General features: G+C 72.5%; 32 protein-coding genes. 16 read left to right on the top strand and 16 right to left on the bottom strand.

Going from position 1 to position 26578, the window contains the following annotated elements; translation table 11 throughout:
• The first annotated feature begins 463 nt into the window (after positions 1–463).
• From AC29IT_RS12570 to tsaD, 6 genes are all read left to right on the top strand, one after another.
• Complete coding sequence (locus tag AC29IT_RS12570; protein WP_358436664.1) at positions 464–1354, top strand: beta-keto acid cleavage family enzyme; 891 nt, start codon at positions 464–466, stop codon at positions 1352–1354.
• Positions 1354–2313: a 3-hydroxyacyl-CoA dehydrogenase NAD-binding domain-containing protein gene (locus AC29IT_RS12565; protein ID WP_488218792.1), complete on the top strand. Its 960-nt coding sequence runs from the start codon at positions 1354–1356 to the stop codon at positions 2311–2313. The genes AC29IT_RS12570 and AC29IT_RS12565 overlap by 1 nt, the downstream gene beginning before the upstream one ends.
• Positions 2310–2738, top strand: coding sequence for a thioesterase family protein (locus AC29IT_RS12560; RefSeq protein WP_488218791.1), 429 nt, complete (start codon positions 2310–2312; stop codon positions 2736–2738). The genes AC29IT_RS12565 and AC29IT_RS12560 overlap by 4 nt, the downstream gene beginning before the upstream one ends.
• A 429-nt stretch (positions 2739–3167) precedes the next feature.
• Positions 3168–3926 carry a tRNA (adenosine(37)-N6)-threonylcarbamoyltransferase complex dimerization subunit type 1 TsaB gene (tsaB, locus tag AC29IT_RS12555; RefSeq protein WP_358446799.1) on the top strand — a complete coding sequence of 253 codons (759 nt, stop codon included), beginning with the start codon at positions 3168–3170 and terminating at the stop codon, positions 3924–3926.
• Positions 3923–4414 (top strand): ribosomal protein S18-alanine N-acetyltransferase, encoded by a 492-nt coding sequence (rimI, locus tag AC29IT_RS12550; protein WP_358446802.1) that lies wholly within the window; start codon positions 3923–3925, stop codon positions 4412–4414. The genes tsaB and rimI overlap by 4 nt, the downstream gene beginning before the upstream one ends.
• Positions 4411–5469 carry a tRNA (adenosine(37)-N6)-threonylcarbamoyltransferase complex transferase subunit TsaD gene (gene tsaD, locus AC29IT_RS12545; protein WP_358446805.1) on the top strand — a complete coding sequence of 353 codons (1059 nt, stop codon included), beginning with the start codon at positions 4411–4413 and terminating at the stop codon, positions 5467–5469. Before rimI ends, tsaD begins: the two co-directional genes overlap by 4 nt.
• 177 nt (positions 5470–5646) lie before the next feature.
• On the opposite strand, the gene AC29IT_RS12540 is transcribed toward tsaD, so the two are convergent.
• From AC29IT_RS12540 to AC29IT_RS12505, 8 genes are all read right to left on the bottom strand, one after another.
• Complete coding sequence (locus AC29IT_RS12540) at positions 5647–6099, bottom strand: MarR family winged helix-turn-helix transcriptional regulator (protein ID WP_358446807.1); 453 nt, start codon at positions 6097–6099, stop codon at positions 5647–5649.
• Between the two features lie 97 nt (positions 6100–6196).
• The gene (locus AC29IT_RS12535) at positions 6197–7057 is read right to left on the bottom strand and encodes an AraC family transcriptional regulator (RefSeq protein WP_358446810.1); all 861 of its coding nucleotides are present in this window, start codon (positions 7055–7057) and stop codon (positions 6197–6199) included.
• 276 nt (positions 7058–7333) lie between these two features.
• Positions 7334–8461, bottom strand: a complete 1128-nt coding sequence (gene alc, locus AC29IT_RS12530; protein ID WP_488218790.1) for an allantoicase — start codon at positions 8459–8461, stop codon at positions 7334–7336.
• Positions 8458–9804 carry an allantoinase AllB gene (allB, locus tag AC29IT_RS12525; protein WP_488218789.1) on the bottom strand — a complete coding sequence of 449 codons (1347 nt, stop codon included), beginning with the start codon at positions 9802–9804 and terminating at the stop codon, positions 8458–8460. The genes alc and allB overlap by 4 nt, the downstream gene beginning before the upstream one ends.
• A gap of 35 nt (positions 9805–9839) precedes the next feature.
• Positions 9840–10565, bottom strand: coding sequence for an aspartate/glutamate racemase family protein (locus AC29IT_RS12520; protein ID WP_488218788.1), 726 nt, complete (start codon positions 10563–10565; stop codon positions 9840–9842).
• Positions 10566–10588: 23 nt separating this feature from the next.
• Positions 10589–12070: an NCS1 family nucleobase:cation symporter-1 gene (locus AC29IT_RS12515; RefSeq protein WP_488218885.1), complete on the bottom strand. Its 1482-nt coding sequence runs from the start codon at positions 12068–12070 to the stop codon at positions 10589–10591.
• A 485-nt stretch (positions 12071–12555) separates the two neighbouring features.
• A complete protein-coding gene (locus tag AC29IT_RS12510; RefSeq protein WP_488218787.1) occupies positions 12556–13203 on the bottom strand; it encodes a GntR family transcriptional regulator in 648 nt (215 codons plus the stop codon).
• Between the two features lie 102 nt (positions 13204–13305).
• Complete coding sequence (locus AC29IT_RS12505; protein WP_488218786.1) at positions 13306–14418, bottom strand: glycerate kinase; 1113 nt, start codon at positions 14416–14418, stop codon at positions 13306–13308.
• Between the two features lie 202 nt (positions 14419–14620).
• Between AC29IT_RS12505 and uraD the strand changes: the two genes are divergently transcribed.
• The 5 genes from uraD (at position 14621) to AC29IT_RS12480 (ending at position 19129) form a co-directional block, all read left to right on the top strand.
• Positions 14621–15325 carry a 2-oxo-4-hydroxy-4-carboxy-5-ureidoimidazoline decarboxylase gene (uraD, locus tag AC29IT_RS12500; RefSeq protein WP_488218785.1) on the top strand — a complete coding sequence of 235 codons (705 nt, stop codon included), beginning with the start codon at positions 14621–14623 and terminating at the stop codon, positions 15323–15325.
• Positions 15322–15651 carry a hydroxyisourate hydrolase gene (gene uraH, locus AC29IT_RS12495; RefSeq protein WP_488218784.1) on the top strand — a complete coding sequence of 110 codons (330 nt, stop codon included), beginning with the start codon at positions 15322–15324 and terminating at the stop codon, positions 15649–15651. The genes uraD and uraH overlap by 4 nt, the downstream gene beginning before the upstream one ends.
• A gap of 5 nt (positions 15652–15656) precedes the next feature.
• The gene (gene pucL, locus AC29IT_RS12490; RefSeq protein WP_488218783.1) at positions 15657–16547 is read left to right on the top strand and encodes a factor-independent urate hydroxylase; all 891 of its coding nucleotides are present in this window, start codon (positions 15657–15659) and stop codon (positions 16545–16547) included.
• A gap of 224 nt (positions 16548–16771) precedes the next feature.
• Positions 16772–17746, top strand: a complete 975-nt coding sequence (locus AC29IT_RS12485) for a glycoside hydrolase family 43 protein (protein WP_488218782.1) — start codon at positions 16772–16774, stop codon at positions 17744–17746.
• 360 nt (positions 17747–18106) lie between these two features.
• Positions 18107–19129 carry a S8 family serine peptidase gene (locus AC29IT_RS12480; protein WP_488218781.1) on the top strand — a complete coding sequence of 341 codons (1023 nt, stop codon included), beginning with the start codon at positions 18107–18109 and terminating at the stop codon, positions 19127–19129.
• Between the two features lie 77 nt (positions 19130–19206).
• Here the strand turns inward: AC29IT_RS12480 and AC29IT_RS12475 are convergent, their stop codons facing one another.
• The 5 genes from AC29IT_RS12475 to AC29IT_RS12455 are packed head-to-tail and all read right to left on the bottom strand — an operon-like array spanning position 19207 to position 20816.
• On the bottom strand, positions 19207–19392 hold the full coding sequence (locus AC29IT_RS12475) for a DUF397 domain-containing protein (RefSeq protein ID WP_488218780.1): 186 nt from the start codon (positions 19390–19392) through the stop codon (positions 19207–19209).
• Complete coding sequence (locus AC29IT_RS12470) at positions 19389–19577, bottom strand: DUF397 domain-containing protein (RefSeq protein WP_358434185.1); 189 nt, start codon at positions 19575–19577, stop codon at positions 19389–19391. Before AC29IT_RS12470 ends, AC29IT_RS12475 begins: the two co-directional genes overlap by 4 nt.
• Positions 19531–19782, bottom strand: coding sequence for a DUF397 domain-containing protein (locus AC29IT_RS12465; protein WP_358434182.1), 252 nt, complete (start codon positions 19780–19782; stop codon positions 19531–19533). Before AC29IT_RS12465 ends, AC29IT_RS12470 begins: the two co-directional genes overlap by 47 nt.
• Entirely contained in the window at positions 19775–19978 is a 204-nt protein-coding gene (locus AC29IT_RS12460) for a DUF397 domain-containing protein (RefSeq protein WP_224962254.1), read from the bottom strand. Before AC29IT_RS12460 ends, AC29IT_RS12465 begins: the two co-directional genes overlap by 8 nt.
• Positions 19947–20816, bottom strand: a complete 870-nt coding sequence (locus tag AC29IT_RS12455) for a helix-turn-helix domain-containing protein (protein ID WP_488218779.1) — start codon at positions 20814–20816, stop codon at positions 19947–19949. Before AC29IT_RS12455 ends, AC29IT_RS12460 begins: the two co-directional genes overlap by 32 nt.
• A gap of 168 nt (positions 20817–20984) precedes the next feature.
• On the opposite strand from AC29IT_RS12455, the gene AC29IT_RS12450 reads away from it, so the two are divergent.
• Entirely contained in the window at positions 20985–21254 is a 270-nt protein-coding gene (locus tag AC29IT_RS12450; RefSeq protein WP_358434174.1) for a hypothetical protein, read from the top strand.
• A 469-nt stretch (positions 21255–21723) separates the two neighbouring features.
• Here the strand turns inward: AC29IT_RS12450 and AC29IT_RS12445 are convergent, their stop codons facing one another.
• A complete protein-coding gene (locus AC29IT_RS12445; protein WP_488218778.1) occupies positions 21724–22599 on the bottom strand; it encodes an NAD(P)H-binding protein in 876 nt (291 codons plus the stop codon).
• 124 nt (positions 22600–22723) lie between these two features.
• Between AC29IT_RS12445 and AC29IT_RS12440 the strand changes: the two genes are divergently transcribed.
• The 3 genes from AC29IT_RS12440 to AC29IT_RS12430 all read left to right on the top strand — a co-directional run bounded on the left by AC29IT_RS12440 (position 22724) and on the right by AC29IT_RS12430 (position 24653).
• Positions 22724–23323: a TetR/AcrR family transcriptional regulator gene (locus AC29IT_RS12440; protein ID WP_358434169.1), complete on the top strand. Its 600-nt coding sequence runs from the start codon at positions 22724–22726 to the stop codon at positions 23321–23323.
• Positions 23324–23565: 242 nt separating this feature from the next.
• A complete protein-coding gene (locus tag AC29IT_RS12435) occupies positions 23566–23754 on the top strand; it encodes a hypothetical protein (RefSeq protein WP_224963052.1) in 189 nt (62 codons plus the stop codon).
• Complete coding sequence (locus AC29IT_RS12430) at positions 23751–24653, top strand: serine/threonine-protein kinase (RefSeq protein ID WP_488218777.1); 903 nt, start codon at positions 23751–23753, stop codon at positions 24651–24653. The genes AC29IT_RS12435 and AC29IT_RS12430 overlap by 4 nt, the downstream gene beginning before the upstream one ends.
• Before the next feature lie 143 nt (positions 24654–24796).
• On the opposite strand, the gene AC29IT_RS12425 is transcribed toward AC29IT_RS12430, so the two are convergent.
• A complete protein-coding gene (locus tag AC29IT_RS12425; RefSeq protein WP_488218776.1) occupies positions 24797–25348 on the bottom strand; it encodes a hypothetical protein in 552 nt (183 codons plus the stop codon).
• Positions 25349–25481: 133 nt separating this feature from the next.
• On the opposite strand from AC29IT_RS12425, the gene AC29IT_RS12420 reads away from it, so the two are divergent.
• The gene (locus tag AC29IT_RS12420; RefSeq protein WP_358434160.1) at positions 25482–26090 is read left to right on the top strand and encodes a TetR/AcrR family transcriptional regulator; all 609 of its coding nucleotides are present in this window, start codon (positions 25482–25484) and stop codon (positions 26088–26090) included.
• A gap of 88 nt (positions 26091–26178) precedes the next feature.
• Here the strand turns inward: AC29IT_RS12420 and AC29IT_RS12415 are convergent, their stop codons facing one another.
• The gene (locus tag AC29IT_RS12415; protein WP_358434157.1) at positions 26179–26517 is read right to left on the bottom strand and encodes a hypothetical protein; all 339 of its coding nucleotides are present in this window, start codon (positions 26515–26517) and stop codon (positions 26179–26181) included.
• Positions 26518–26578: the final 61 nt, after the last annotated feature.

Here is a 26578-nt window from a genome sequence, read left to right as displayed (position 1 = left end):
GTTCGTGGTCGGTCCTTGGTTCGCCCCTTGGTCCGGCCGTCCGTAGGACTCCTCTTGATCCGGACGTTCGTGATCGGTCTTTGGCTCGCCCCTTGGCCCGCTCACTCGCAGTCCGTCCCTGGTTCGCCCCTTGGTTCACCCGTTCGCGGTCCGCCTTTTGATCCGCTCCCTCGCGGTCCGTTCCTCGATCCGGCCGTCGGGGCCCTCCTCTTGATCCGGCCGTTCGCGGTCCGCCCTGTTCGCGCTCCCCCGGTTCGCCGGCCAACGGGCGCGGCGGCCGGACCGTGCGATCGACTGACTCGATGATCAGTTCTCCCCCGCACTCGCGGCCGGTTCTTTCGCTGGATTTCCGGCCGTTCCGCCTCCCGGTGCAGCCCTCCCCGGACGGAGCATTGCGAATTTCGCAACTCGCTTGCTAGCGTCACCGCGGCCCGCGCCGGGCCGACCGCGACAGGGAGGGCGCATGAACGAGGAAGTGATCATCACCGCCGCGTTGACGGGAGCGGGCGACACCGTCGGCCGCAGCGAGCACGTACCGGTGACCCCCGAGCAGATCGCCGAGTCCGCCGTGCAAGCCGCCAACGCGGGCGCCGCCGTGGTGCACATCCACGTGCGCGACGTCGAGACCGGCCAGGGCTCCCGCGAGGTCCCGCTCTACCGCGAGGTCGTGCGCCGCATCCGCGAGTCCGATGTGGACGTCGTCATCAACCTGACCGCCGGGATGGGCGGCGACCTGGTGATCGATCCGGACGACCCGCTCAAGCCCGTCGACGGCACCGACCTGGTCAACGGCCTCGACCGGCTGCCGCACGTCGAAGAGCTGTTGCCGGACATCTGCACCATGGACTGCGGTTCGCTGAACTTCGGCGAGGGCAGCCAGCTCTACATCAGCACCCCCGACATGCTGCGGGCCGGCGCGAAGCGCATCCAGGAGCTCGGCGTGAAGCCGGAGCTGGAGATCTTCGACACCGGGCAGCTGTGGTTCGCCACCAAGCTCATCGACGAGGGCCTCATCGACCCGCCGCCGCTGTTCCAGCTGTGCACCGGCATCCCGTACGGCGCCCCCGCCGACCCGGGCGTGCTGCAGGCGATGGTGAACATGCTGCCGGAGGGCGCCAACTGGGCGAGCTTCGCGATCGGCCGCAACCAGCTGCCGTGGGTGGCGCAGTCCGCGCTGCTCGGCGGCCAGGTCCGCGTCGGGCTGGAGGACAACCTCTACCTGAGCAAGGGCGTGAAGGCCACCAACGCGCAGCTCGTCGAGCGCGCCGTGACGATCATCGAGGGCATGGGCGCACGGATCGCCACCCCCGACCAGGCGCGCGCGAAGCTCGGCCTGAAGCGGCGGACCGCCTGATGGCGGCCCCGGTGGCACCGGAAGCGGTGCGCGAGGTCGCCTGCATCGGCGCGGGCGTGATCGGCGGCGGCTGGGCGGCGCACTTCCTGGCCCGCGGTTACCGGGTCACGGCGTGGGACCCGGCGCCGGACGCGGCGGAGAAGCTGCGGCGGCTGGTGGACGCGGCGTGGCCCGCGCTGACCGAACTGGGCCTGGCCCCCGGCGCGTCCCGGGACGCGCTCACCGTCACCGCCACCCTGGAGGACGCGGTCGCGGGCGCCGAGTTCGTGCAGGAGAGCGCGCCGGAGGACCTGGAGCTCAAGCAGGACCTGCTGGCCCGGATCGACGCGGCCACCCCGCCCGGTGTCGTGGTGTCCTCGTCCACCTCCGGCTACGGCATGACCGAGATGCAGCAGCGCTGCGCCACCCCGGAACGCCTCGTGGTCGGGCACCCGTTCAACCCGCCGTACCTCATCCCGCTGGTGGAGGTCGTCAGCGGCGAGCGCACCTCCCCGGAGGCGGTCGCCTGGGCGTCCCGGTTCTTCGAGGTCGCCGGGAAATCGGTGATCACGATGGACCGGGAGGTGCCCGGATTCATCGCGAACCGGTTGCAGGAGGCGCTGTGGCGGGAGGCGCTGCACATGGTCGCCGAAGGCGAGGCGACCGTGGAGCAGATCGACGCCTCCATCACCGAAGGGCCGGGGCTGCGGTGGCCGTTCCTCGGACCCTGCCTGACCTTCCATCTCGCGGGCGGCGAAGGCGGCATGGCGCACATGCTCGACCACTTCGGGCCCTCGCTGAAATCGCCGTGGACCCGGCTGGAGGCACCGGAGCTGACCGCCGAGCTGCGGGACCGGATGGTGCAGGGCTGCGAGGAGACCGCCGACGGGCGCAGCATCGCCGAGCTGGTCGCCGACCGGGACCGCGCGGTGATCGCGGTGCTGCGCGCGGTGCGGGCCGTCCGGGGCGGTGGCGCGTGACCGAGTTCCGGCAGCGGGTGCGGCCCGAGTGGATCGACTACAACGGGCACCTCAGCGAGGCCTACTACGTGCTGGTGTTCGGCTTCGCCACCGACGCGGTGATGGACCGGCTCGGCCTGGACACCGCGTATTTGGCGACCGGCCGGTCGCTATACACCGTGGAGGCGCACGTCCGCTACCTGCGCGAGGTCGGGCCGGACGCCGAGCTGGTGGTGACCTCGCGGATCGTCGGCGGCGGGCCGAAGAAGCTGGTGCTGTGCCACGAGATGGTGGTGGACGGGACCGCGGTGGCCACCGAGGAGCTGCTGGCGCTGCACGTCGATTCGGCCGCGGGCCGCGCGGTGCCGTTCCCGGACGAGATCGCGGCGCGCATCGCGGAGCGCACCGAACCGGCGCCGGAGTACGCGGGACGCGCCATCGGCTGAGCGGGAGTGAACGGACCGTTCGTCCGATCTAGTTGGTCGAACGGTCCGTTCACTCCGGTCGGCTCGTGGTCACCCCCGGACGGTTCGAGTCGGCCCGGCTTCCTCGGGTGAACGGGGGCGTCGGTTGGCCCCTTTTAGGCGAACGGCCGGTCGCTATTTTGGCTGCGGCGGCACCATCGCGGGGTGACCGGACCGTTCGTCCGGTCTCCTCGGGTGAACGGGGCGTCGGCCGGCCACTGTTGGACGAACGGCCGGTCGCTATTTCTACAGCGGCGCGGCGCCATCGCCGGGTGAACGGACCGTTCGTCCCGTCCGATTGGACCAACGGTCCGCTCACTCCGATCCGGGTGGGCGGGGTTCGTCGTGGTCGGGGTCCCGCCCGGCACCCGGGACACGTCGGTGACCTGGGGTGACGTAGTCTTTTCGGCTGTGCTCGTCATCGCGCTGGACACTTCGACGCCCGCGGTCACCGCAGGGCTGGTCGCCTTGGACGGCGGCGGACCCCGGCCTCTCGCGCAACGCGTCACGGTGAACGCCCGGGCGCACGGCGAACTGCTCACCCCGCACCTGATGGCGGCGGTCAGCGAGGCCGGTCATCGGCTGGCGGACGCGGACGCGATCGTCGTCGGCTCCGGCCCCGGCCCGTTCACCGGGCTGCGGGCGGGCATGGTGACGGCCGCAGCGCTCGGGCAGGCCCTGGACGTCCCGGTGCACCCGGTGTGCAGCCTGGACGCGATCGCCGCCGCGGTGCCGGAGACGGCCGCTGCGCAGGGGGTGCTCGCCGACGTCGGTGAGCCGGGCGCCGCCGTGTCCGGTGCCTCGGCGGGCGGGATGCGGCTGCTGGTCGCCACCGACGCGCGCCGCAAGGAGGTGTACTGGGCCGCCTACGGGCCGGACCGGGAGCGCCTCACCGGCCCGCACGTGCACCGCCCGGCCGACGTGCCCGCGGAGATCGCCGAGCTGGACCTGGACTTCGCCGTCGGCGAGATGGCCGACGCGCACCGCGAGGTGTTCGGGCTGGAGGTCCTCGACACCCGGTACCCGACCCCGACCGGCCTGGTCGCGGCCGCACGGCACGACCTGCACAGCGGGGAGGAACCGCTGCCGCTGGTGCCGATGTACCTGCGCCGCCCGGACGCCACCGCTCCGGGACCGCGCAAGCAGGTCAGCCCGGAGGCGGCGTCGTGAGCACCCCGTTCATCGCGAAGCTGCGCCGCGCCGACCTGAAGCGGTGCGCCGAGCTGGAGCAGGTGCTGTTCCCCGGCGACGACCCGTGGTCGCTGGAGTCGTTCGCCGCCGAGCTGGACCGCGGCCACCACTACCTGGGCGCCTACGACGAGGCGGAGCAGCTGATCGGCTACGCCGGGCTGTCCCTGGCCGGCCGCCCGCCGGAGGTGGACGCCGAGGTGCACACCATCGGCGTCGATCCCGCGCACCAGGGCCGCGGGGTGGGCCGGGCACTGCTGCTGCGGCTGCTGGCGCGCGCCGACGAGCACCACGCCACCACGTTCCTCGAAGTGCGCACCGACAACGACCCGGCGATCGAGCTGTACCGCAAGAACGGGTTCGAGATCGTCGGCCTGCGCAAGCGCTACTACCAGCCTTCGGGCGCGGACGCGCACACGATGCGCAGGCCCGCGGTCGACCCCACTGCGGAGGGAGGTGGTGCGTCGTGACCACCACCGACCGGATCGTGCTCGGCATCGAGAGCTCCTGCGACGAGACCGGAGTCGGCCTGGTGCGGCTCGGCGCGGACGGTTCGGTGGAGCTGCTCGCGGACGCCGTGGCCTCCAGCGTCGACGAGCACGCCCGCTTCGGCGGTGTCGTGCCGGAGATCGCCAGCCGGGCGCACCTGACCGCGATGGCGCCGACGATGCGCCGCGCGCTGGACGAATCCGGGCTCGCACTGTCCGATGTGGACGCGATCGCGGTGACGGCGGGACCCGGCCTGGCCGGGGCGCTGATGGTGGGCGTGTCCGCGGCCAAGGCCTACTCGGTGGCGCTGGACGTCCCGCTGTACGGGGTGAACCACCTCGGCGGGCACGTCGCCGTGGACACCTTGCAGCACGGACCGTTGCCGCGGCGCTGCCTGGCGCTGCTGGTCTCCGGCGGGCACAGCCAGCTGCTGCTGGTGGAGGGCATCGCGGAGCGGATCACCCAGGTCGGCTCCACCATCGACGACGCCGCCGGGGAGGCCTACGACAAGGTCGCCCGCATCCTCGACCTGCCGTACCCGGGCGGGCCGCCGATCGACGAGCTGGCCAAGCAGGGGGATCCGAAGGCGATCGCGTTCCCGCGCGGGCTGACCGGTCCGCGGGACGCGCGGCACGACTTCTCGTTCTCCGGGTTGAAGACCGCGGTGGCCCGCTGGGTCGAGGGCGAGCAGCGGGCGGGGCGGGAGATCCCGGTCGCCGACGTGTGCGCCTCGTTCCAGGAGGCCGTGGCGGACGTGCTCACGTTCAAGGCGGTGCGCGCGGCGCAGGACCTCGGGGTGAGCACCCTGGTGATCTCCGGCGGGGTGGCGGCGAACTCGCGGCTGTCCGCGCTGGCCGCGGAGCGGTGCGCGGCCGCCGGGATCGAGCTGCGGGTGCCGCGGCCCCGGTTGTGCACCGACAACGGCGCGATGATCGCCGCGCTGGGCGCGCACGTGGTGGCCGCGGGCGCGAAGCCGTCCCCGCTGGACCTGTCCGCGACACCCGGGCTGCCGGTGGAGACGATCGTCCTGAGCTGACCGGGCCGTGGGGACGGGCCGGTGCCGGTCAGCCGGTCGAGCCGGCCAGCCGGTCGAGCCGGGCCAGCCGGTCGAGCCGGGCCAGCCGGTCGAACCCGGACAGCCGGTCGAACCCGGACAGCCGGACGAGTCGGACCAGCCGAACGAGTCGGCCAGCCGGACGAACCCGACAACCGGTCAGCCGGACTGCTCGCGCAGCGAGTGGATCATGCCTTTGAGCAGCCGGAACGCCTCCGCCTGCTCGGCTTCGCCCAGGCCGCCCAGCATCCGGCGCTCGACGTCCCGGACCGCGGCGCTCGCCTGCTCCAGGCTGCGCCGGCCGCTGGGCGTGAGCCGGGCGGGGAGCGCCTTGCCGACGGGCGCTTCCGCGGGTCTGGTCACGTGACCGGCGCGTTCCAGGTTCTGCAGCAGCACGTTCATCGACTGCCGCGTCACGAACGCGCCGCGCGCGAGCTCGGAGTTCGACAGGCCCGGTCGTTGCGCCAGCAGCTCCAGGCAGGAGTAGTGCGTGACGGTCATCCCGAGCGGCCGCAGCACGTCCTCCATGGCGGCGCGGAGCGTGCTCGACACCTCTTTGAGCAGGTAGCCCAGGGACGTCTCCAGCTCGACGCCGGGACCGCTTCGACTCATGTCAGCAGTCTGACATGAAGGTGCCCGTCCACTCCTGCTGCACGGCACCGGGTGGCGGAACCGCCGGGGTTCCGCCACCCGAGCACCGCGCAGGCCGTCAGGCCTCCTCCACCGGGATCCACAGCTCCGCTTCGCCGCGGGCGCCGTCCGCGGACACCTCGGTGCGGAGGAGTTCCGGGCCGGGCCTGCTGCGGTAGGGGTTCGACGGGAACCACTCGGTGTAGACGTCCCGCCACAGGTACTGGATGGCGTGCGGGAACTCGCCGGACACCTCGAACACGGCCCAGGTCCCGGCCGGGACCGCCAGCGAGTCGAGGTCGTCCGGGCCGGGGTTCCCGGCCACCACCCCGTGGTAGTAGTCGAGCGTGCTCCCCTCGGCGCGGCCGTCGTCCAGGTCGTCGGTGGCGGCGATGACACCGGCCGGTTCCTGGTCGGACAGGGCCGCGATGCGCCGCAGCTCGTCCGGGCCGATGCCGCGGACGTGCTCGACGATCGCGGGGTTGGGGCCTTCGTGCACGAGCGGTACCCGCGCCTTCCGGCCGACGACGTGGAACGCCTCGCGGCGCACGATGCGGTAGCGCATCTCGCTCCTCCCTTCGACGGTGAGCCGGAAGGAGATCCGCTGCTGGGAGCGCAGCGCGGCGCCGGTACGCCGGGCTTCGCCGGGGCCGACGCCGTGCACCGCGCGGAACGCCCGCGCGAACGCCTCCCCCGAGCCGTAGCCGTACCGGACGGCGATGTCCAGCAGCGTCCGCCGCCCGGCGAGCACTTCCGCCCCCGCGAGGGTGAGCCGCCTGCGCCGCAGGTACTCCGAGAACGGCATCCCCGCCAGCGCGGAGAACATCCGCCGGAAGTGGTACTCGGAGGTGGCCGTGATCCGCGCGAGCTCGCCCACGTCGACGGTGTCGCCGAGGTGCGCTTCCGCGTGGTCCAGGGCCGCGTTCAGCCGATCCAGCACCGGATCCTCCTTCTTCCTGATGCCCACCACGCTAGGTCGCAGGCGCCGCGGCGCACCCGACTTCCCGTGCCCGTTCCGGTCGGTCGACGGAGGGCCTGCCGACCGGCGAGGGCTCGGTCGGTCGGCTCGGTCGGTCGGCAGGGCTCGGTCCGGCAGGGCTCGGTCGGTCGGCGAGGGCTCGGTCGGTGGCAGGCCCGGCCGGTCGACGGAAACCCGGCCAGTCGGCAGAAACCCGTCCGGTCAGCAGGAACCGGCAGCAGCGGAGCGCCCGGCCGGTCAGCGGAAGGCGGCCGCCAACGCGGTCACGGCGTCGGAGCCCGCCGCGGCGGCGAGTTCGCCCGCGGTGCCGGCCGGAACGCCGCAGTCGAGCAGCACGGCCCGCGCGTACTCCGCGGGCACCGCGGCGGACCAGCGGCGCACCAGGTCGGCGTGCCCGTCGGTGGTGGCGGTGCCGTGCAGCCGCAGCCGCGCCATGCCGCCGTCCGGGTGCACGTCGAGCCGCACGTGGGTGAACTCGGCGCCGGAGTGCAGCCGGAACCGGTGCCGGGTGTCGGGTTGCAGCCGGGTGCGCGGCAGGACCTCCCGCCACGCGGCGGGATCGGCCGGATCGGCCACTCGTCCGTCCACACCGGACAGCACGGCCCAGCCGGGCGCGTTGCCGACGAAGTGGCTGGTGTCGAGCTCTGCGGCGGTGAGCACACCGGGCGCGGCGAGCCCCACCTCCACCCAGTCGTTGCCGTCGTCGCGGCGCCGCGCGGTCTCCCAGCCCTCGCCCATCACGGCGGCCCGGCCGGGCGCGAGCAGGTTCGACGGCGAGCTGTAGAACATGTTGCTGCACCCGGTGATGCGCCCGCCGTGCTCCAGCGCGGCCAGGTCGAACTCGCCGCGCGCCCACCTCGGGTCGGCGACCGGTTCACCGCGGGCGCGCAGCCGGGCGATGCCGCCGTCCGGGTGCATGCACAGCTTCAGGTGGGTGCAGCGCAGCGCGGTGTCCACGTCGAAGGCGTTCTCGGCGTCACCGCGGACCGGCGAGGCGGGCAGCAGTTCCACCCAGTCGGCGTCGAGGAGCTCCGCCGGGCTCGGGTAGCCGTCGACGGCCGCGCCTTGCACGGACACCTCGGGCGGGTAGTTGCCCTTGAAGAACGCGGTGTCCACCACGAGCCGCCGCACGATCCCCGGCAATCCGAGCCGGATCAGCGCGAAGTCGTGGCCCGGTTCGCGGCGCCGCCGCGTCTCCCACCCGTCGTAGACCTGTCCTTTGTGGCCGAACGTGTAGGGCTGGTAGGCGGGTGCGGCGGGTTTGATGAGGTTCTCGCGTTCGGCGAACAGCTCGTCGTTGGCGTGCACGACGGCGCCGCCGACGGCGCGCGAGGCGAGGTCGGGCAGCGCGGACCGGTCGTTCATGCTTCTCCCCTGCTCAGCAGCGTTCCTCGTGGTGGGCCTGCGATGTCGACGGGTTCGCCGCGCAGCCAGGTGCGCCGGACGCGCCCGGCGAGCGCGCGGCCCTGGTAGGCGGAGACGGGGTTGCGGTGCTGCAGCTCGGCGGCGTCGACGACGAAGGCCTCGTCGGGGGCGAAGGTGCACAGGTCGGCGTCGGCTCCCGGTGCGATGGCTCCCTTGCGGTGCAGCCCGGCGATCTCCGCGGTGCGCCCGGCCATCCAGCGCACCACGTCGGCGAGCCCGTGCCCGCGCAGCCGCGCCTGCGTCCACACCGCGGACAGGCCGAGCTGCAGGCTGGACACGCCGCCCCAGGCGACGCCGAAGTCGCCGGTGTCGAGCCGCTTCAGCTCCGGGGTGCAGGGCGAGTGGTCGCTGACGACGCAGTCGATGGTGCCGTCGGCGAGCCCCTGCCAGAGCCGTTCGCGGTTGGCCGCTTCGCGGATCGGCGGGCAGCACTTGAACTGGGTGGCGCCGTCCGGGATCTCCTCGGCGGTGAAGCCGAGGTAGTGCGGGCAGGTCTCCACGGTGACCCGCACCCCGTCGGCCTTCGCGGCGGCGATCATCGGCAGCGCGTCCGCGGAGGACAGGTGCAGCACGTGCACCCGCCCGCCGGTGCGCCGCGCCAGGTCGAGGACCTGGGCGATGGCCACGTCCTCCGCACCGCGCGGGCGGGAGGCGAGGAAGTCGCGGTAGTGCTCGCCGTGCGGGCTGGGTGCGGCGTCGATCGCTTCCGAGTTCTCGGCGTGCACGATCAGCAGCGCGTCCCGGGTCGCGAGCTCGGTCAGCGCCGCTTCCAGCCCGGCGGAGTCGAGCGGCGGGAACTCGTCGACGCCGGAGTGCAGCAGGAAGCTCTTGAACCCGAACACCCCGGCGTCGTGCAGCGGCCCGAGGTGCTCGCGGTTGCCGGGGATCGCGCCGCCCCAGAACCCGACGTCCACGTGCACCCTGCCGTCGGCGGCCTGCCGCTTCACCGCGAGCGAACCGGGGTCGACGGTCGGCGGGAGGCTGTTCAGGGGCATGTCCAGCAGCGTGGTGATGCCGCCCGCGGCGGCGGCGCGGGTGGCGGTCGGGAACCCCTCCCACTCGGCGCGGCCGGGGTCGTTGACGTGCACGTGGGTGTCGACGAGGCCGGGCAGCAGCACTTCGTCGTCGGCGAGTTCCACGGTGCGCGCGGCGGGCGGTGGCGCGTCGTGCGGTGCGATGGCGGCGATGCGGCCGTCGCGGACGGCGATGCTGCCCGCGGTCTCGCCGCGCGGGCCGATGAGCCGCCGCGCGCGGATCACCACGTCGTACGGGTCGTCTGGCACCGCAACCTCCTGTTCGTCGTTCCCGGTTCCGCCGGTCAGGCCCGGCTGATCGGCCAGCCGGTGATCTCCTTGGGCAGCGGCGCGGCCCAGCCACCCACCTTCGAGGTGCTGAGCCGTTGCCGCACCAGCAGTTCCGCCAGTCCCACCGCGGCGGGCACGCCGTCCACGACGGGCACGCCCGCGGCGTCGCGCACCTGCTCGGCGAGTCCCGCCATGCCTGCGCAGCCGAGGCAGATCACCTCGGCGCCGTCTTCGCGGACGGCGCGCACGGCTTCGGCGGCGAGCCGGTCCCTGGCGCGTTCCGGGTCGGCTTCCAGTTCCAGCACGGCCATCCCGGTGGCGCGCACCGAGGCGCACCGCGAGCTCAGCCCGGTCAGCGCGAGCCGGTCGGCGATCTGGCCGATGGTGCGCGCCAGCGAGGTGACCACGGAGAAGCGGCGGCCGAGCAGGCTCGCGGTGTGCGCGGCGGCTTCGGTGATGTCCACGACGGGCACGTCGAACAGCTCCGCGAGCCCTTCCTTGCCGTGCTCGCCGAACCCGGCCAGCACCACCGCGTCGAAGGGGTCCGGCACGGCCCGCACCCGGTCCATCACGGCGACCGCGGCCAGGTAGCTCTCGAAGTTCCCCTCCACGGAGGGCGGGCCGAAGCGCGGGGTGACGGCGAGGATCTCGGTGCCGGGCGCGGCGATCGCGGTGGCCTGCGCCCGGATCACCTCGGTGACGGCTTCGGTCGTGTTGACGTTGGCGACGACGATGCGCACGTGCTCTCCCTCGGTGGAGCCTCTCAGCGGATTCCCTCAGCGGTGGTGCTCTGCTTCAGGTGGTCGCCGGAGACGTCGGTGAAGTCGCGGCTGCGGTCGGCGATCAGGTGGTAGATCCCTCCCGCGAGGAGCGCGCTGAGGAACCAGGAGAACGAGGACAGCACGGCGAACGCGGGCACCACGGCGAGCGCGATGCCGACCGCCGATGCGGGCAGCAGCGCGGCGATGGCCCGCGGGTTCACGCCCCGCCGGTAGGCGTACTCACCGCCGGGGTCCTCGGTGTAGAGGTCGGGCACGTTGATCCGGCCGCGCCGCAGCAGCCAGTAGTCCACGATGATCACGCCGAACAGCGGCCCGAGCACCGCGCCGAGCCCGCCGAGGAAGTACTCCACGGTGGCGGGGCTGTTGTAGAGGTTCCACGGCAGCACCACCACGGCGAGCACGGCGCTGATCAGCCCGCCACGCCGGAAGTCGATGTGCTTCGGCGCGAGGTTGGCGAGGTCGTAGGCGGGCGAGACGAAGTTGGCGACGATGTTCACGCCGATGGTCGCCAGCGCGAACAGCAGGGCCCCGACGACGAGAACGAAGGTGTTCGGCACCTTCGCGATGATCTCCGCCGGATCGGTGATGATCTCGCCGAACAGGGTGTAGGTCCCGGCGGTGACGATGATCGACACCATCGCGAAGGCGGTGAAGTTCACCGGCAGGCCCCAGAAGTTCCCGCGCAGCACGGATTTCCGGTCCGGCGCGAACCGGGAGAAGTCGCAGAAGTTGAGCATCAGCGTGCCGTAGATGGCGATGGTGAGCCCGGCGGCGCCGAGCACCTCCCACCACATCGCGGGCCCGCTGAGCGCGTTCGGCGGGTTCCAGGAGATCCGGCCGCCCGCGAGGACCAGCACCCAGATCGCCATCGCGAGCATCACGACCCACACGATGGGCCCGGCCCAGTCCTGGAACCGGCGGATGATCTCCATGCCGAAGCTGAGGATCACCAGCTGCACGGCCCACAGCGCGAGGAAGCAGAGCCAGCCGAGGCTGGAGAGCCCGAGGATCGAGTCCTGCGCGTAGGGGGTGAGCGCCGGGTCGATGCGCAGCACCAGCACCACGACGGCGAGCGAGGCCAGGTAGGTCTGGATGCCGTACCAGGCGATGGCGACGACGGCGCGGATCAGCGCGGGCAGCTGCGCGCCGTGCACGCCGAAGGAGATGCGGGCCATCACGGGGAAGGGGACGCCGGTGCGCTGCCCCATGCGGCCCATCAGGTTCATGCCCCAGAACACGACGAGGATGCCGATGAGCAGCGCGAGCAGCGAGGGCAGCGCGCCGAGCCCGAGGGCGAACAGGCCTGCGGCGAACGTGTAGTTGCCGATGTTGTGCACGTCGTTCATCCACAGCGCGAAGATGCTGTAGGTCTTCCAGCGGCGTTGTTCGGGCGGGGCCAGGTCGGCGTTGTAGAGCCGGGGGCTGGGGCTTCCCGGCGTGGTGACGGCTTCGGCACGCTCCATCGACATGGCCGCTCCGATTCCACATAGCGGAAGTATACTTATAGGTATACGGAAAAGTAGGCCTGTTCCAGCCCCCGGTCAACCACCACTTCCCCGCACTCCCCCGAGCAGAACACCCCGGAAACCGGACGAACGAGCCACGCACGGCACGCCCCAGCAGCCCCCGTCCGCCACGCGTCAGCGGCGAAGCCGCCGAACAGGAACCACCAGAAACAGCAGTCCCTCGCCCATCCCCCTCAGCGACGAACCCACCGAGCACGAACCACCACAACAGCACCGGGTAGTCCTTCGCCTGTCAGCGGCGAAGCCGATGAGCAGCGACCACGCACGCAACCGGCACCGCCGCGGGTTCTCAGCGCTTTCCTCGCGAGGACAGCGTTTTCGCCTGTGGCGGAGCCACCGGTGAAAACGATCCCGCAGCGAGGGAAGCGCTGAGGTTCCGCCACCCAGCCCTCCTCGCAACGGGCAGCGAAGAAAAATGCCTTTCAAAAGAGCATTCTGTCGAGGACCATTTTTCTGCTTGCTCTGACGTGTCCGAGCGCGAGTTCCGCGGCCCGATCACCGTCCCCGCCCGCGATGGCGGCGTGCAGTTCGTCGTGTTCGCGGCACACGCGTTCGGGCTCCAGGTTGAGCCGGAACAGCCAGGCGAGCCTGCCGTGCAGCGGTTCCAGCACGTTGGCGAGCAGCGCGTTCCCGGACAGCGCCACGATCCGGTCGTGGAATTCGGTGTTGGCGGCGGACATCGCGTCCACGTCGCCGTCGGTCCACGCGCGCCGGGCGCGCCGGGCGAGCTCGCCGAGCCGGGCGGCGTCGTCGGTGCCGGCGCGGGTGGCGGCGAGCCGGGCGGCGAGCGCTTCGAGGGCTTCGCGGACGTCGAAGAGCTCTTCGACCTGGTCGCGGTCGAGGCTGCGGACGAACACGCCGCGCCGGTGGGGCGCGACGTCGACGAGCCCTTCGCTCTGCAGCATGCGGATCGCTTCGCGGACCGGCACTCGGGAGACGCCGAATTCGGCGGCGATCTGCTGCTCGTAGAGCCGGTCGCCGGGCCGGAGGCGGCCGTCGCTGATGCGGTCCTGCAGCGCTCGCCGCACTTGTTCGCGCAGCGGCAGCCGTTCGTCGTCCGCGTCCGCCACCGGCACACCTCTCCCCCGAGTTCCCGCCCCCACTCTACGAACCGGGGCGGGCGCGGCGTCCGTGCCACTCCGCCCCGGCGGGCGGGTGGAGCCGTGGTCCGGTCAGGCGAGCCACTTCTCGGCGATGTGGGCGGCGAGCCGCGGCAGCAGGTCGGCGGCTTCGCGGATGCAGCGCTGCGGGTCGGGTTCGACGTCGGTGAGCGCGTACACGTCGGCGAATCCGGCGTCGCGGAGCCGTTCGGGCGCGAGGGAGCAGCGCCCGGCGACGGCGATGGCGGGCACTCCGGCCGCGGCGGCCCTGGCGGCGACAGCGGCGGGGCCCTTGCCGTGCAGGGTCTGCTCGTCGACGGAGCCCTCGCCGGTGAGCACGAGCGCGGCGCCGGGCAGCGCGGCGTCGAAGCCGACGAGTTCGAGCACGAGGTCGGCGCCGGGCCGTTGCCGCGCGCCGAGGACGGCGAGCGCGGCGTAGCCGACGCCGCCCGCCGCTCCGGCGCCGGGTTCGTCGGCGGCGTCGCGCCCGCCTGCGCGGCTGACGGCACCGGACCAGCTGCGCAGCGCGGCGTCGAGCAGCCGCACCTGGGTGGGGTCGGCGCCCTTCTGCGGCCCGTACACGTGCGCGGCGCCGTGCTCCCCGAGCAGCGGGTTGTCCACATCGGACGCGAGCACGATGTCGGCGTCGGCGAGGCGCGGGTCGAGCCCGCTGAGGTCGACTTCGGCGAGTTCGACGAGCCCGCCACCGCCGGGGGGCAGCGGTCGTCCGGCGTCGGCGAGCAGCCGGGCGCCGAGCGCGGCGAGCATGCCCGCGCCGCCGTCGGTGCAGGCGCTGCCGCCGACGCCGAGCACGATGGTGCGGGCGCCCGCGTCGAGCGCGGCGCGGATCAGTTCTCCGGTGCCGAAGCTGGAGGCGGTCATCGGCGCGAGTTCGCGGGTGGGCAGCAGCGCGAGCCCCGACGCGGAGGCGAGTTCGACGACGGCCTTCCCCTCCTGGAGCGCGAAGTCGGCGGCCAGCGGTGTCCCGACGGGGCCGGTGACGCGCGCCTGCATCCGCCGGTACCCGGTGGCGATCGCGGCGTCCACGGTGCCGTCCCCGCCGTCGGCGATGGGAGCGAGCCGCACCTCGACGCCGGGCAGTCCCGCGGCGAGCGCGTTCGCCACGTCGGGGGCGGTGAGCGACCCCTTGAACTTGTCCGGCGCGATCAGGACGGGACCGGGCACAGTGCTCCCCCTCGGGCTTGCGGCGGTGACTCGCACATTCCACCCGACTCGCCCGATCAGGGGAACCCCGGCGGGCGGCGTTCGGCGGGTGGTGCTGCGCCGGGATCGGTGCCGCGGAGCCGAAGGGCCTTCGTCGCCAGGCCTTTCCGTCCGAATCGGGGGGCCGGGGGCGCGATCACATCTCGGTCACGGAGGGTTTCCGGTGGCACGCCGCGGCTTCCGCTCCGCCCGTGCGGCGGGTCGCCCCGAGCGCCCGCGGCTCGCGGGAGCCCGGTTCACCCGCTGGGTCAACGGCACGTTGACACCCCGTGGTGCCGGTCGTAGCTTCGGCTCGCAGGTGCGCCGCCGCCCGCCGGTGCGCGCGAGCCCGCGGATCGGCCGCGACGCGGCCCGCCCGGAGGGGGAGGCCATGCCCGCGCCCGACCGCTTCAACGCCGCCGCCCGAGCCGACCTGCTGCCGGAGCTGCGCGCCTGCCTGGACGTGCCGCGCTGGGCCGAGCGGGTGTGCGATGCGCGGCCCTACGACTCCCCCGGTGCGGTGCTCGCGGTGGCCGATGCGGCCGCCCGCGAGCTCACCCCGGACGAGGTCGGCGCCGCGCTCGCCGCGCATCCCCGCATCGGCGAACGGCCGGCGGGCGCGGCCACCACCGCCGCCTGGTCCCGCGCCGAGCAGTCCGGTGTGGACTCCGAGGACGCGGAGCTGCGGGCCGCGCTGCGGGAGGGGAACGCGGCCTACGAGCGGAGGTTCGGGCACGTGTACCTGGTGTGCGCCGCCGGTCGCGGTGGCGCGGAGCTGCTGGCGGTGCTGCGCTCCCGGATGCACCACGATCCGCGCACCGAGCTGCGCGTGGTCGCCGACGAACTGCGCAAGATCGCGCTGCTGCGCTTGGGGAAGGTGATCGGATGAGTGCCGTGACCACGCACGTGCTGGACGCCGCGCTGGGCCGCCCGGCCGCCGGGATCGCGGTCCGGCTGGAGGGCCTGGAGGGCGCGGAGCCGATCGCGGCGGGCGTCACCGACGAGGACGGTCGCGTCGGCTCGCTCGGCCCGGAGGTGCTGGCGCCCGGCGACTACCGGTTGACCTTCGACACCGGCGCCTACTTCGCGGCGCGCGGCACCGCGTCGTTCTACCCGCTGGTGCAGATCACCTTCCGCATCGCCGATCCCGCGCAGCACCACCACGTTCCGCTGCTGCTGAGCCCGTTCGCCTACTCCACCTACCGAGGGAGCTGATCGCCGTGGGCATCGTGCCGGGACCGAACCAGTACGGCAAGGCCGAGATCAGGTTGGTCGCGGTGGACCGCGGCACCGCCCGGCACGAGATCCGGGAACTCACCGTCAGCACCGCGCTGCGCGGGGACTTCGCGGCGGCGCACCGCACCGGGGACAACGCGAACGTGCTGCCGACGGATTCGCAGAAGAACACCGCCTACGCGTTCGCGAAGCGGTATCCGATCGGCGAGGTGGAGGATTTCGCGCTGCGGCTGGGGAAGCACTTCGTCGCGAGCCGGGAACCGGTGCGGGGCGCGCGGATCACGGTCGCCGAGCACGGGTGGGAGCGCATCGAGGTGGACGGCGCGGGCCACGACCACGCGTTCCGCCGCAGCGGCGCGGAGACGCGGACCGCGGCCGTCACGGTCGACGGCGGCGACGTGCACGTGGTGAGCGGGATCGAGGACCTGGTGGTGCTCAAGTCGACCGGCTCCGAGTTCCACGGCTTCCCGCGGGACGAGTACACGACGTTGCCGGAGACCTCGGACCGCGTCCTGGCGACGGCGGTGTCGGCGCGCTGGCGGCACCTGGGCACGGAGGTGCCGTGGGCGGCGAGCTTCGCCTCGGTGCGCGCGGCGCTGCTGTCGGCGTTCGCGACGACGCACAGCCTGGCGTTGCAGCAGACGCTGCACGCGATGGGCGAGGCGGTGCTGGCGTCGCACCCGGACATCGCCGAGGTGCGGCTGTCGCTGCCGAACAAGCACCACTTCCGGGTGGACCTGGAGCCGTTCGGACTGGACAACGACAACGAGGTCTTCTTCGCCGCGGATCGCCCGTACGGCCTGATCGAAGGAATCGTCACCCGCGACGACGTGCCCGAGGCACCGATGGCCTGGTACGGCCTCCCCGAGTTCTGATCCCGCCGCACCGCGGGTGACCGGACCGGTCACCCGGTCTGTTCGCCCGACCCGATGGGACGGCCGTGCACCTGCTGGATTTCGCGGTCCGGAACGGGTCGCGGGGCGGCAGCGGCGGCGCGCACGGTGAACCACCGGATCGAGTGTCACTCGTGGGGTGAATGTGTCCGGCGGGACGCGCGGGGCGCCGGTGCACTGGTGGGGCTGCCGACGAAGGGGAACCCGTGCCGCGACCATGCCGCCACCTGAGCCTGACCGCCGCCGTGCTGCTGCTCCTCGCGCCACCCGCCGCGCTCGCCGACGAGCGCGCCGCCGGGACGAGCGCCGGGAAGGTCATCGACCGCAACTTCCCGGACCCCGACGTGCTGTCCCACAACGGGGAGTACTACGCGTACGCCACCAACACCGCGGGCTCGAACGTGCAGCTCGCGACCGCCACCGACGCGGAAGGACCGTGGGAGCGGCAGCCGGACGCGCTGCCGTCCCTGCCGCCGTGGGTGGGCCCGTCCGAGAACGGCGGCCTGAACGTGTGGGCGCCGGACGTGAGCGAACGCTCCGACGGCACGTTCCTGCTGTACTACACCGCGCACCACAGCGGTTCCGGCCACCAGTGCATCGGCGCCGCCGTCGCGGATTCCCCCACCGGCCCGTTCGAGCCGACGAGCCCGGATCCGCTGATCTGCGCACCCGGCCAGGGCGACGTGATCGACCCGGCGAGCTTCGTCGACGACGACGGCAGCCGGTACCTGCTGTACAAGGATTCCCGGGGCAGCCAGGCCCGCAGCGGCCCGTCGACCATCCACATGAGACCGGTTGCGGCCGACGGGCTCGCCCCCACCGGCCGGGACGTCCCGCTGCTGCGGGCGGACCGCCCGGAGGAGGCCGGGGTGGTGGAGGCGCCGACGCTGGTGCGCCGCCCGCAGGGATACGTGCTGCTGTACTCGGGGAACACGTTCTACAGCGGCGATTACTTCACGAACTTCGCGACGGCGCCGAGCCCGACCGGCCCGTTCACGAAGGCGCCGGGTGCGCTGCTGAGCCGGGAGTCGCTCGGCGGCGCGGTGACGAATCCCGGCGGGCAGGACGTGTTCGACGACGGCGAGCTCATCGCGTTCCACGGCGATCTCGCCGAGCCGCCCGGCGATCGCGGCATGTGGATGGCGGAGCTGTCCTGGGACGGGCTGAATCCCCTGCTGTAGCAAGAAGTTTCCTCTTGAACGATCAGGCCTTTCCACCCGATCGTGAAGCCGCGGAACGGTTCTGCGCGGGGCGGCTCCCGGCTATCGTTCCGATCAGTCCCGCGCGGTGCACGATCTCGTTGCGCGGCACGGGGCGAGGGAGGCAATGGACCCGATGTCCTCTGTGGACATCGGGTCCGTTTTATCCGTTCGGCGCTGCTCCGTTCAGCGCAATTCGCTGCGCTGCTCGTCCCATTCTGGACTCGGACGTGTATCGGGCCGGAACGTCGGTGGTCAGGCTGTCGTTGATCGCCTGAACTTTTCACCGAACTCCGGGAGCAGCCCATGCGTTTACGGGCCCTCGCAATCACGGTCGCAGGCTTGACCGCGCTCGCCGCGCCGTCCGCCTCCGCCGCCGCCACCCAGGACCCCCTCGCCGGTCAGCAGTGGGGCCTCGACCAGATCCACGCCGAACAGGCCTGGCAGACCAGCACCGGCGCCGGGCAGGTCATCGCCGTCGTCGACACCGGTGTCGACCTCGACCACCCCGACCTGCGCTCGCAGCTGGTCCCGGGCGCCACCTTCACCTGCGGCGGCGGTCCCGCGCCGTGCGGCAACGGTGACTGGCGCGGGCCGGACGGCGTCGGCCAGGAGACCGACGTGCACGGCACGCACGTGTCCGGGATCGCCGCGGCCGCCGCGAACAACGGCGTCGGTGGCGCCGGTGTCGCGCCCGACGCGAAGATCATGCCGGTGAAGGTCCTGGAAGACGGCAAGGGCGACTTCGCCGAGATCGGCGCGGGCATCCGCTACGCCGCCGACCACGGCGCCAACGTCATCAACCTGAGCCTCGGCGCGCAGCCCGGCTCCCAGCTGCTGACGCTGCTCGGGCTCCAGGCGCAGGCGAAGGACGCCGTCGACTACGCCCGCGAGAAGGGCGTCGTCGTCATCGCCTCGGCGGGCAACGAGACCGCGCCGCTGTGCGACACCCCGGCGTGGGAGCGGGGCGCCATGTGCGTCGCCGCCACCGACCGCGCCGAGAAGAAGGCCTCGTACTCCAACTTCGGCCTGAAGCTGGACTTCAAGGCCGTGGCCGCCCCCGGCGGTGCGGGCGACGGCACCTGCGAGGGCGACATCGTCTCCACCGTGCCGCGCGGCACCGGCACCAAGTGCGGTGACCCGGACTACGACGCGCTCGCCGGCACCTCGATGGCCGCGCCGATGGTCACCGGCGTCGCCGCGCTGCTCACCGCCCAGGGCCGCACCGCCGACCAGGTGGAGCAGGCGCTGATCGACACCGCGCACTCCCCCGGCAGCGACAAGACCGGGCAGTTCAGCCTGTTCACCGGGCACGGCGTCATCGACGCCGCCGCCGCGGTCGCGCAGCCGATCTCCCAGCCGTGATCCCGCGGTGGGCGGCCCGCCGCGGGTCGGGCCGCCCACCACGGTTCGGCTAGCGGTCAGCGGTCAGGGCTCAGCGGTCAGCGGTCGAAACGGCCCGATTCGAGGCCGCGGAGGAACGAAGTCCAGCGCGCCGGGGAGACGGTGAGCCGCCCGTCCTCCACCGCCTTCGAGTCCCGCTGCGCGACGAAGTGGGGCGATAACGCCACTTCTACGCAGTTGTACTGGTTGCTGCGGGTGCTCTTCCGCCAGTTCAGCTCACTCATCGGTCATAGTGGCCTTCGCCGACCCCGCTCAGGAACCGCCGCCAGTCCCGCGTCGAGAACGACAGGGAACCGGCCGCGCGATCCTTGGAGTCCCGGACCGCTGCCGCGTCCTGCGACAACGCCACCTCCACGCAGTTGTCAAATGCGTTGCTCCGCGAACTCTTGCGCCACATCGGTTCGGTCATGATGTCGTTCCCCTTCCGCCCAACAGTCGCAGTGGGAGGTTTTGATCCCGAACAGGAAACGTTGCCACGCGCGCGACGAGAACGACAAGAACCCGGCCGCGCGATCCTTCGAATCCCGAATGGCCGCGGACTCAGGCAAAAGAGCCACCTCTACGCAGTTGTAGTCACCGCTGTACGTGCTCGTCCGCCAGTTCGGTTCAGCCATCGTCCGGCTCACCACCAGAACGCCCGGCGTCGAGGCCCGCCAGGAACCGCCGCCAGTTCCGCGTCGAGAACGACAGGGAACCGGCCGCGCGATCCTTGGAATCCCGGACCGCCACGGACGTCGGCGATAACGCCACCTCGACGCAGTTGTGGTAAGCGTTGCTCCTAGAGCTCTTCCGCCACACCCAGTCGCTCATCGGACAGTCCCTCCGCGGCTTTCTTGATCAACTCCAGTGATTCGCGCTCACCCAGCGCGATATCGTCCACTTCGTTGCAGGTTTCCACGACCAGTCGCAGATCGACAGCTTCGGCGAGGCATACGGCGAAACCCTGCGACTCGACGAAGGCGTAGCCCGTGCCGTCCGCGAGCTCGAAGTAGCTGAACGCTCCGTTCAACACCCGGTGCGCCGGAGCGGACAACGGGATCACGCGGATCTCGACGTTCGGTCGGCGCCCGACGCTGATCAGGTGTTCGAGCTGCAACCTCAGCGCCGTTTCACTGCCCAGGGTCCTGCTCAACGCGGACTCGTCGATCACGAAGCGGACGTGCGGAGGCCTCGGCCTGGACAGCACTGCTTGCCTGCCGAGCCTCGACGCCACCCGGCGTTCCACTTCGCGCGGTTGCAGACCGGCGCTCGCCATCAGGCAACGGGTGTAGTCGGCCGCCTGCGCTAAACCCGGGATCAGGGCCAGTTCCACGCACGTGATCTTCGCGGCTTCGCGTTCCAGCACGAGCAGGCTCGCGAGCTGCTCGGACATGCCGTCGCCCAGCGCCAGCCACGCGGACGTCTCGTTCGACTCGCCGACGCGGTCCAGCAATTCCTGCTTGTCGTCACCGATGACGCCGAACAACGCGCACAGCGCGCTCACCTCCTCGCGATCCGGGGCGCGCGTGCCGCGCTCGGTCCGGCTGATCGAGGAACGTGAGACACCCAGGGCCGCCGCCACCGATCGGGTGGTCATTCCGCGATTCTCCCGCAAGGTGCGCAGTCGCACGCCGAGCCCGAGCTGACGCAGGGCTTCTGATTGCCGCATTCCATGACCTCCGGATTCCGGCGTGGGATCGGTTCGAGAACTGACCGGATTTGCAGCGCGACAATCCGCTGAACTGCGGCGTCACACATTCGCTGGGCCAGAAGGTAGCGATCTACCTTTCGATTCGTCAGCGGTTCGCCCGGTGATCGAACCGAAAGGAGGACGGTCGTGGCGTTGCCCCACCCGTACCGGTGCAGCAGGCCGGTGGCGTTCTGGATCGTCGGCCTGGCGCTGCACCTGCGGCACGCCACCCCGTCCCGGCCGGGCGCGCTACCCGGCGGGGCGCGGGCGGCGACGTTGTGCGGCACCCGGATCCGCGTCCCGTTCGACACGCCACCGCCGCGCCGGCCGCGCTCCGCCGACATCACGGCGCGCTGCCCGCAGTGCGCCGAGTTCGCCGCGGAGCACGACTACCTCCTGCTCACCTGGGACTTCTGAGCCCCTGACCCGGTCCGCGGCGGGACCTCCCCGACACCGCCCCGACCGGCCGGTGGCCGGGCGCACCCCCTCCGACCAGCGCCCGGCCACCACCCCGGAGTGAACGGACCGTTCGTCCAGCCAGACGAGGCGAACGGTCCGTTCACCCCGAACCCGCCGAGTCAACGGACCGTTCGACCAACCAGACCGGACGAACGGCCCGTTCACCCAGGTTCTCGTCGAGTGAACGGACCGTTCGACCAACCAGACCGGACGAACGGCCCGTTCACCCAGGTTCTCGTCGAGTGAACGGACCGTTCGACCAGCCAGATCAGGCAAACGGTCCGTTCACCCCGAACCCGCCGGGTGAACGGACCCTTCGTCCAACCAGACCGGACGAACGGTCCGTTCACCCGGACCTGCGTATCCCGTGGGCAGAGTGAGCGGACCGTTCATCCAGCGGAACGAGAACCGGAGTGGCAGCTCGACTTCAGGCGCCGAGGTCCGCGGCGAGCCGGTCCGCGACGGTGCGGGGTTCGCGGCCGAGGAGTTCCGCCAGCAGCGAGCCCGGTTCGGCGAAGTACCCCGCCCGCGCAGCCTGGTAGAAGGTGAGCAGGAGTCGAGCCACCTGCTCCGGCACACCGCTCGCGATCTGGTCGGCGACCCACTGCTCGTCGTCCACGACGATCCGCCCGATGGCACGACCGGTGAGGTCGGAGGCGATCCGGCCGAGATCGTCGAAGGTGACGGCGGCCGGCGCGGCGAGGGTGGCAGGGCCGTCGAGGGTGCGGTCACCGGCGAGGAGGACGGCGGTGGCCTCGGCCACCTCGTCGCGGTCGGTGTACGGGACGGGTCCGTCTTCCGGCCGAGCGATCGCGCCGGTCCGCTGCCACGGGCCCAGGACCTGGTCGAGCGGGCCGTAGGCGCCGTTGCGCAGCGCGGTCCAGTCGACTCCGGAGTCGGCGAGGAACGCCTCGGTGGCGACGTGGATGTCCGAGGGCCGGTACGGGTTGCCGGGGACGGCGCCGTGCTGGCTCGTGTAGACGATCCGCCGGGCACCGGCCGCGACCGCGGCTTCGACGGCACCGCGGTGCAGGCCGACGACGTCGGCGGCCGGATCGTTGCCGGACACCAGGAGGACCTGCTCGGCACCGGCGAACGAGTCGCGCAGCGCGACCGGGTCCTCGTAGGAGCCCCGGCGCACCCGCACGCCGCGGTCGGCGAAGTGCCGCGCCCGGGTGACGTCGCGGACGCTGACGCCGATCCGCTCGGCGGGCAGGCGCTCCAGGAGGTGCTCGACGATGGCAGCGCCCAGCCCACCGGTGGCACCGGTGACAACGATCATCTGCTCGACCTTTCCGGACATCCGCCCAGGTGGACGACGCCCCGCACAAGTTGACCCGGGGTGTCAATTTAGCCTTCGGCCCCGACCGTAAGTAAACTGACCCGAAGAGTCAAGTTATGACGGCGCACGACAGGAAGAGGCGACGATGCCCGGCGCGGTACCCCCGGAACCCCAGCTGCGCGCCGATGCCCGGCGCAACTCCGAGCAGATCCGCTCCGCCGCGATCGGCGCCTTCCAGGGCCAGGGCCTGGCCGTGCCGCTGGAAGAGGTCGCCAAGGCGGCGGGGGTGAGCAAGGCGACGATCTTCAACCGGTTCGGCGGGCGGATCGGCCTCATCGAAGCCGTCATCGAAGAGGTCGTGACGAACGAGCTGTGCGCCGTCATCGACCGCGCGCGGGCCATCGACGACGCCGGCGAGCGGATCGAGCACTACCTCACCGCGATCCGCGACCTCCAGTACCGCCAGCCCGCCGTCAACGACGTCCTGCTGCAGACCTACCCGGACTCGCCGCAGCTCGTGGAGATCTGCCGCGCCGGAAGCGAGGCCAACGAGGAAATCGTCGCGGCGGCCCGCACCTCCGGCGTGCTGCGGCCGGAGTTCACGGCGAGCGACCTGCACGCGCTCGTCCACGACAACGCCCTCGTCCTCAAGCACGGCCCGCGGCCACCCCGGGAGGACTACGACCGCCGCACCACGTACCTCCTGGCCGGGATCCGGGGACGCTCCACCACCGGCGGACGCTGACGCACCGCCGCCCGCGACCGGAGTGAACGGACCGTTCGCCCAACGAGATGAGGCAACCGGTCCGTTCACTCCCCGCCCAGCACGAGTGAACGGACCGTTCGACCAACTAGACGGGACGAACGGTCCGTTCACCCGCGGCGAGCACGTTTCGACCCCGTCCGGTATGCCCGTTCTTCGCGTACGCTGGCAGGAGATGATCTCGCCGACCGGGATCGGCACCGGCCGCCACCAGGAGGTCCACAATGGACTTGGGCAAGCTGTTCAACTCGCTGTCCCCCGCCAAGCACAGCCACCGCTCCTCCCGCGACAGCAGCGACCGCCACCGCCACCACCGCGGGCACAGCGGCTCCAGCAGCGATCACCGCCGCCGTCGCCGCGACAGCTCCAGCCGCAGCGGCTCGGGCCGTCGACGCCACCGCAGCCGCAGTTGAGCGCTGCACCGGCCCCGGACGAAGCCAGCTCGTACTACGACGAAGGCGACTGGGGCCCGCCCGGGCCCGCCCTCGGGCCGGGCGAGCACCTGGCCCCCGGGTACCGCGTGATCTCGTTGCTGCGGCGGGGAAACCGCCTCGACGTCTACGACCTGTGGAGCGAGGAACGCGACTGCCGCTGCATCGGCAAGACGTTGCGGCCCGAACGCGCCGCGGACTCCACGGCGGCGGAACGGCTGCGCGGCGAAGGCGAGCTGCTCGGGTCGCTCACCCACCCGAACCTGGTGCGCGGCTACAGAACGCTGCTCAGCGGCGAACCCGAGCGGCCCGTGGTGATCACCGAGACGCTGCCCGGCGCGACGCTGAGCTACCTGCTGGACCAGCACGAACGGCTGCGACCGGTGGATGCGGCGATCCTCGGCGTGCAGCTGTGCTCCGCGCTCGGCTACCTGCACCGGCAGGGGTGGGCGCACTTGGACGTGAAGCCCTCCAACGTGATCTCCACCGGCGGGCGGGCGGTGCTGCTGGACCTGAGCCTCGCCTGCCGCGTCGGGGAGCGGAGTTCCGCCGGGACCTTCGACTACCTGTCGCCGGAGCAGGCGCGCGGCGGCGAGATGACCGCGGCCACCGACGTGTGGGGGCTCGGGATCACGCTGTGGGAGGCGCTGTCCGGAGCCCCGCCGTGGGCGGAGCACCCGCACCGGCGCGGCGCGGACGGGGTGCGCCACTACCCGCAGCTCACGTCCGCCCCGCCACCGCTGCGCACCCGGCGGCGGCTGCCCGCGCGGCTGTCCCGCACCGTCGACGCCTGCCTCGCGCCCGACCCCGGTGCCCGGCCCACCGTCACCGAGGTCGCGGACCGCCTCATCACCTGGTCCGGCATCGACCCGGCGGCCTGAGCACGCACACGTCGAGGTGAGCGGCCCACCCGCCCGCGTCCGGGGGGCGGGTGGGCCGCTCACCTGATCCCGGGAACACGGCGCGGAACCGAGCCCCGAGCTCGTGCGGCGAACGGGCCGCTGACCTGGCGGGATTCGCCGACTCAGGAACGCGGCGCGGAGCCGAGGCGCACCGCCGAGACCAGGAAGAAGATCCCGCCGAGCAGCGCGTACCCGGCGACGTTCGCCAGCGAGGCGTCCGGCTTCCCCGCCATCATGAAGAACGAGGCACCGGCCAGCACGGAGATGCCACCGCTGGCGATCATCGCCCACTGCCCGCCCAGGCGGAGCCGCCGCACGGCCACCCCGAGCTGCACCGCACCGGCCACGACCGCCCACGCACCCCACACCCGCAGCACCGCCGGAATGCCCGAGGTGAGCGCGAAGATCAGGCCGGCCGCGGCCAGCGTGCTGATCGCGATGTTCGCGTAGAGCCCCGCCGCGGAACCCCGCGACGAGCGGGCGTCGACGATCGCCGCCGCCACGTCGAACACCGGGTACAGCACCAGCAGCACCGCCGTCAGCGGGCCGAGGCTGGACGCGGTGAGGAACACCAGGACCGCCCAGACCAGGGCGAACCCGAAGCGCACGAAGTAGAGGCGGCGCAGCGTCGCCGCGACACCGGTCGGGGCGGCGGGGGCGGTGGCGGTGGTCATGGCGGGGTCCCTTCATCGAGGCGGCTCGGCGTCGAGCCAAGGGAGAAAGACCGTTCTCTCTCCCGATGGGGGAAGCGTGGCAGACCGCGCCGCAGAAAGCAAGAACGATCGTTCTTTCTGCTACGGTGGCCGCATGGCGACGACGCGAACCGAGGACCCGAACCCGCGCGGCCGGTCCGAAGCCCGCGACCGGCTGCTCGACACCGCGAGCGCGCTCTTCTACGGCGAAGGCATCCGGGCCGTCGGCGTCGAACGCATCCTCGCCGAAGCGCCGACCACGCGGGCCACGTTCTACCGGCACTTCCCCTCCAAGGAAGCGCTCGTGCTCGCCTACCTCCGCGACGTCGACGCGCACATCCGCGCCGGAGTGCGCACCGCCGTCGACGACGCGCCGAGCCCCGCCGACGCGGTGCGCGCGATCGGGGACGGAGTCGCCGCGGACCTCGGCAGGCCCGAATTCCGCGGCTGCGCATTCCTCAACGCCGCCAACGAATACCCCGAACCCGGCAACCCGGTGCGCCAGGTCGTGCTCGACCACCGCGCCTGGTACGTCGACGAGCTCACCGCGCTGTTCGCGCAGGTCTTCGGGGACTCACCGCGCCGTGGGAAACCGGAGCACGCCGCGCGGCACTTCGTGATGATGCGCGACGGCGCGATGACCGGCGCCCACATCGACGGCGCGGAGAACGTCGGCGCCGCGTTCCAGCGCGGGGTCGAAGGACTGCTCACCGTGCTGCACTGAGCTCGCCGGCCACGGCGGTCGCGGGCCGCGGCCGGGCGGGATTCCGGGCTGTGCCGGGGATTTCGGGTTGGGGTTCCGTGCCGGGCGGTCAGCGCTTGCGGCGGAAGGCCACCGCCAGCGCCACGGCGACCGCGGTCAACGCCACCTGGCCGCCGAGCACGATGCGGTTCACGTCCACCGCCGGATGCCAGACGGCGCCGTCCGAGGTCACCGCCCACGCCCCCACCGGCTTCGCGATCGTGCCACCCCCGCCCGAGCGGTTCTTGCGGCGGCCGCTCACCCCGCCGCCCCGACGCACCTGCACGACAGGCAGCAGCGTCGTGCCACCCTGCTGCACCGCCGGGCCGAACATCTGGCCTTCGCGGAGTTCGGTCGTGAGCGCGGCGACCGCGTCCTCCGTCGTCACGAGCTCGTCACTGCCGGACATGCCGCCTCCCCAGGCCGATCTGGACTCCCCACCGACCCTAGCCGCCGCCCCCGAGCGAACG

Source organism: Saccharopolyspora sp. MMCC62, assembly GCF_057736575.1.
Note: the sequence above shows the minus strand (reverse complement) of the source record. Positions and strands in the feature narration are given on the sequence as shown.

Coding starts and splice junctions, on each gene's coding strand:
- AC29IT_RS12420 (WP_358434160.1), top strand. CDS start 25,482: ATGGCGACGACGCGAACCGAGGACCCGAACCCGCGCGGCCGGTCCGAA.
- uraH (WP_488218784.1), top strand. CDS start 15,322: ATGAGTGCCGTGACCACGCACGTGCTGGACGCCGCGCTGGGCCGCCCG.
- AC29IT_RS12435 (WP_224963052.1), top strand. CDS start 23,566: ATGGACTTGGGCAAGCTGTTCAACTCGCTGTCCCCCGCCAAGCACAGC.
- AC29IT_RS12475 (WP_488218780.1), bottom strand. CDS start 19,392: ATGAGTGAGCTGAACTGGCGGAAGAGCACCCGCAGCAACCAGTACAAC.
- AC29IT_RS12540 (WP_358446807.1), bottom strand. CDS start 6,099: ATGAGTCGAAGCGGTCCCGGCGTCGAGCTGGAGACGTCCCTGGGCTAC.
- AC29IT_RS12440 (WP_358434169.1), top strand. CDS start 22,724: ATGCCCGGCGCGGTACCCCCGGAACCCCAGCTGCGCGCCGATGCCCGG.
- AC29IT_RS12570 (WP_358436664.1), top strand. CDS start 464: ATGAACGAGGAAGTGATCATCACCGCCGCGTTGACGGGAGCGGGCGAC.
- AC29IT_RS12460 (WP_224962254.1), bottom strand. CDS start 19,978: ATGAGCGACTGGGTGTGGCGGAAGAGCTCTAGGAGCAACGCTTACCAC.
- alc (WP_488218790.1), bottom strand. CDS start 8,461: ATGAACGACCGGTCCGCGCTGCCCGACCTCGCCTCGCGCGCCGTCGGC.
- AC29IT_RS12415 (WP_358434157.1), bottom strand. CDS start 26,517: ATGTCCGGCAGTGACGAGCTCGTGACGACGGAGGACGCGGTCGCCGCG.
- AC29IT_RS12565 (WP_488218792.1), top strand. CDS start 1,354: ATGGCGGCCCCGGTGGCACCGGAAGCGGTGCGCGAGGTCGCCTGCATC.
- AC29IT_RS12455 (WP_488218779.1), bottom strand. CDS start 20,816: ATGCGGCAATCAGAAGCCCTGCGTCAGCTCGGGCTCGGCGTGCGACTG.
- AC29IT_RS12465 (WP_358434182.1), bottom strand. CDS start 19,782: ATGGCTGAACCGAACTGGCGGACGAGCACGTACAGCGGTGACTACAAC.
- AC29IT_RS12515 (WP_488218885.1), bottom strand. CDS start 12,070: ATGGAGCGTGCCGAAGCCGTCACCACGCCGGGAAGCCCCAGCCCCCGG.
- AC29IT_RS12425 (WP_488218776.1), bottom strand. CDS start 25,348: ATGACCACCGCCACCGCCCCCGCCGCCCCGACCGGTGTCGCGGCGACG.
- AC29IT_RS12445 (WP_488218778.1), bottom strand. CDS start 22,599: ATGTCCGGAAAGGTCGAGCAGATGATCGTTGTCACCGGTGCCACCGGT.
- AC29IT_RS12470 (WP_358434185.1), bottom strand. CDS start 19,577: ATGACCGAACCGATGTGGCGCAAGAGTTCGCGGAGCAACGCATTTGAC.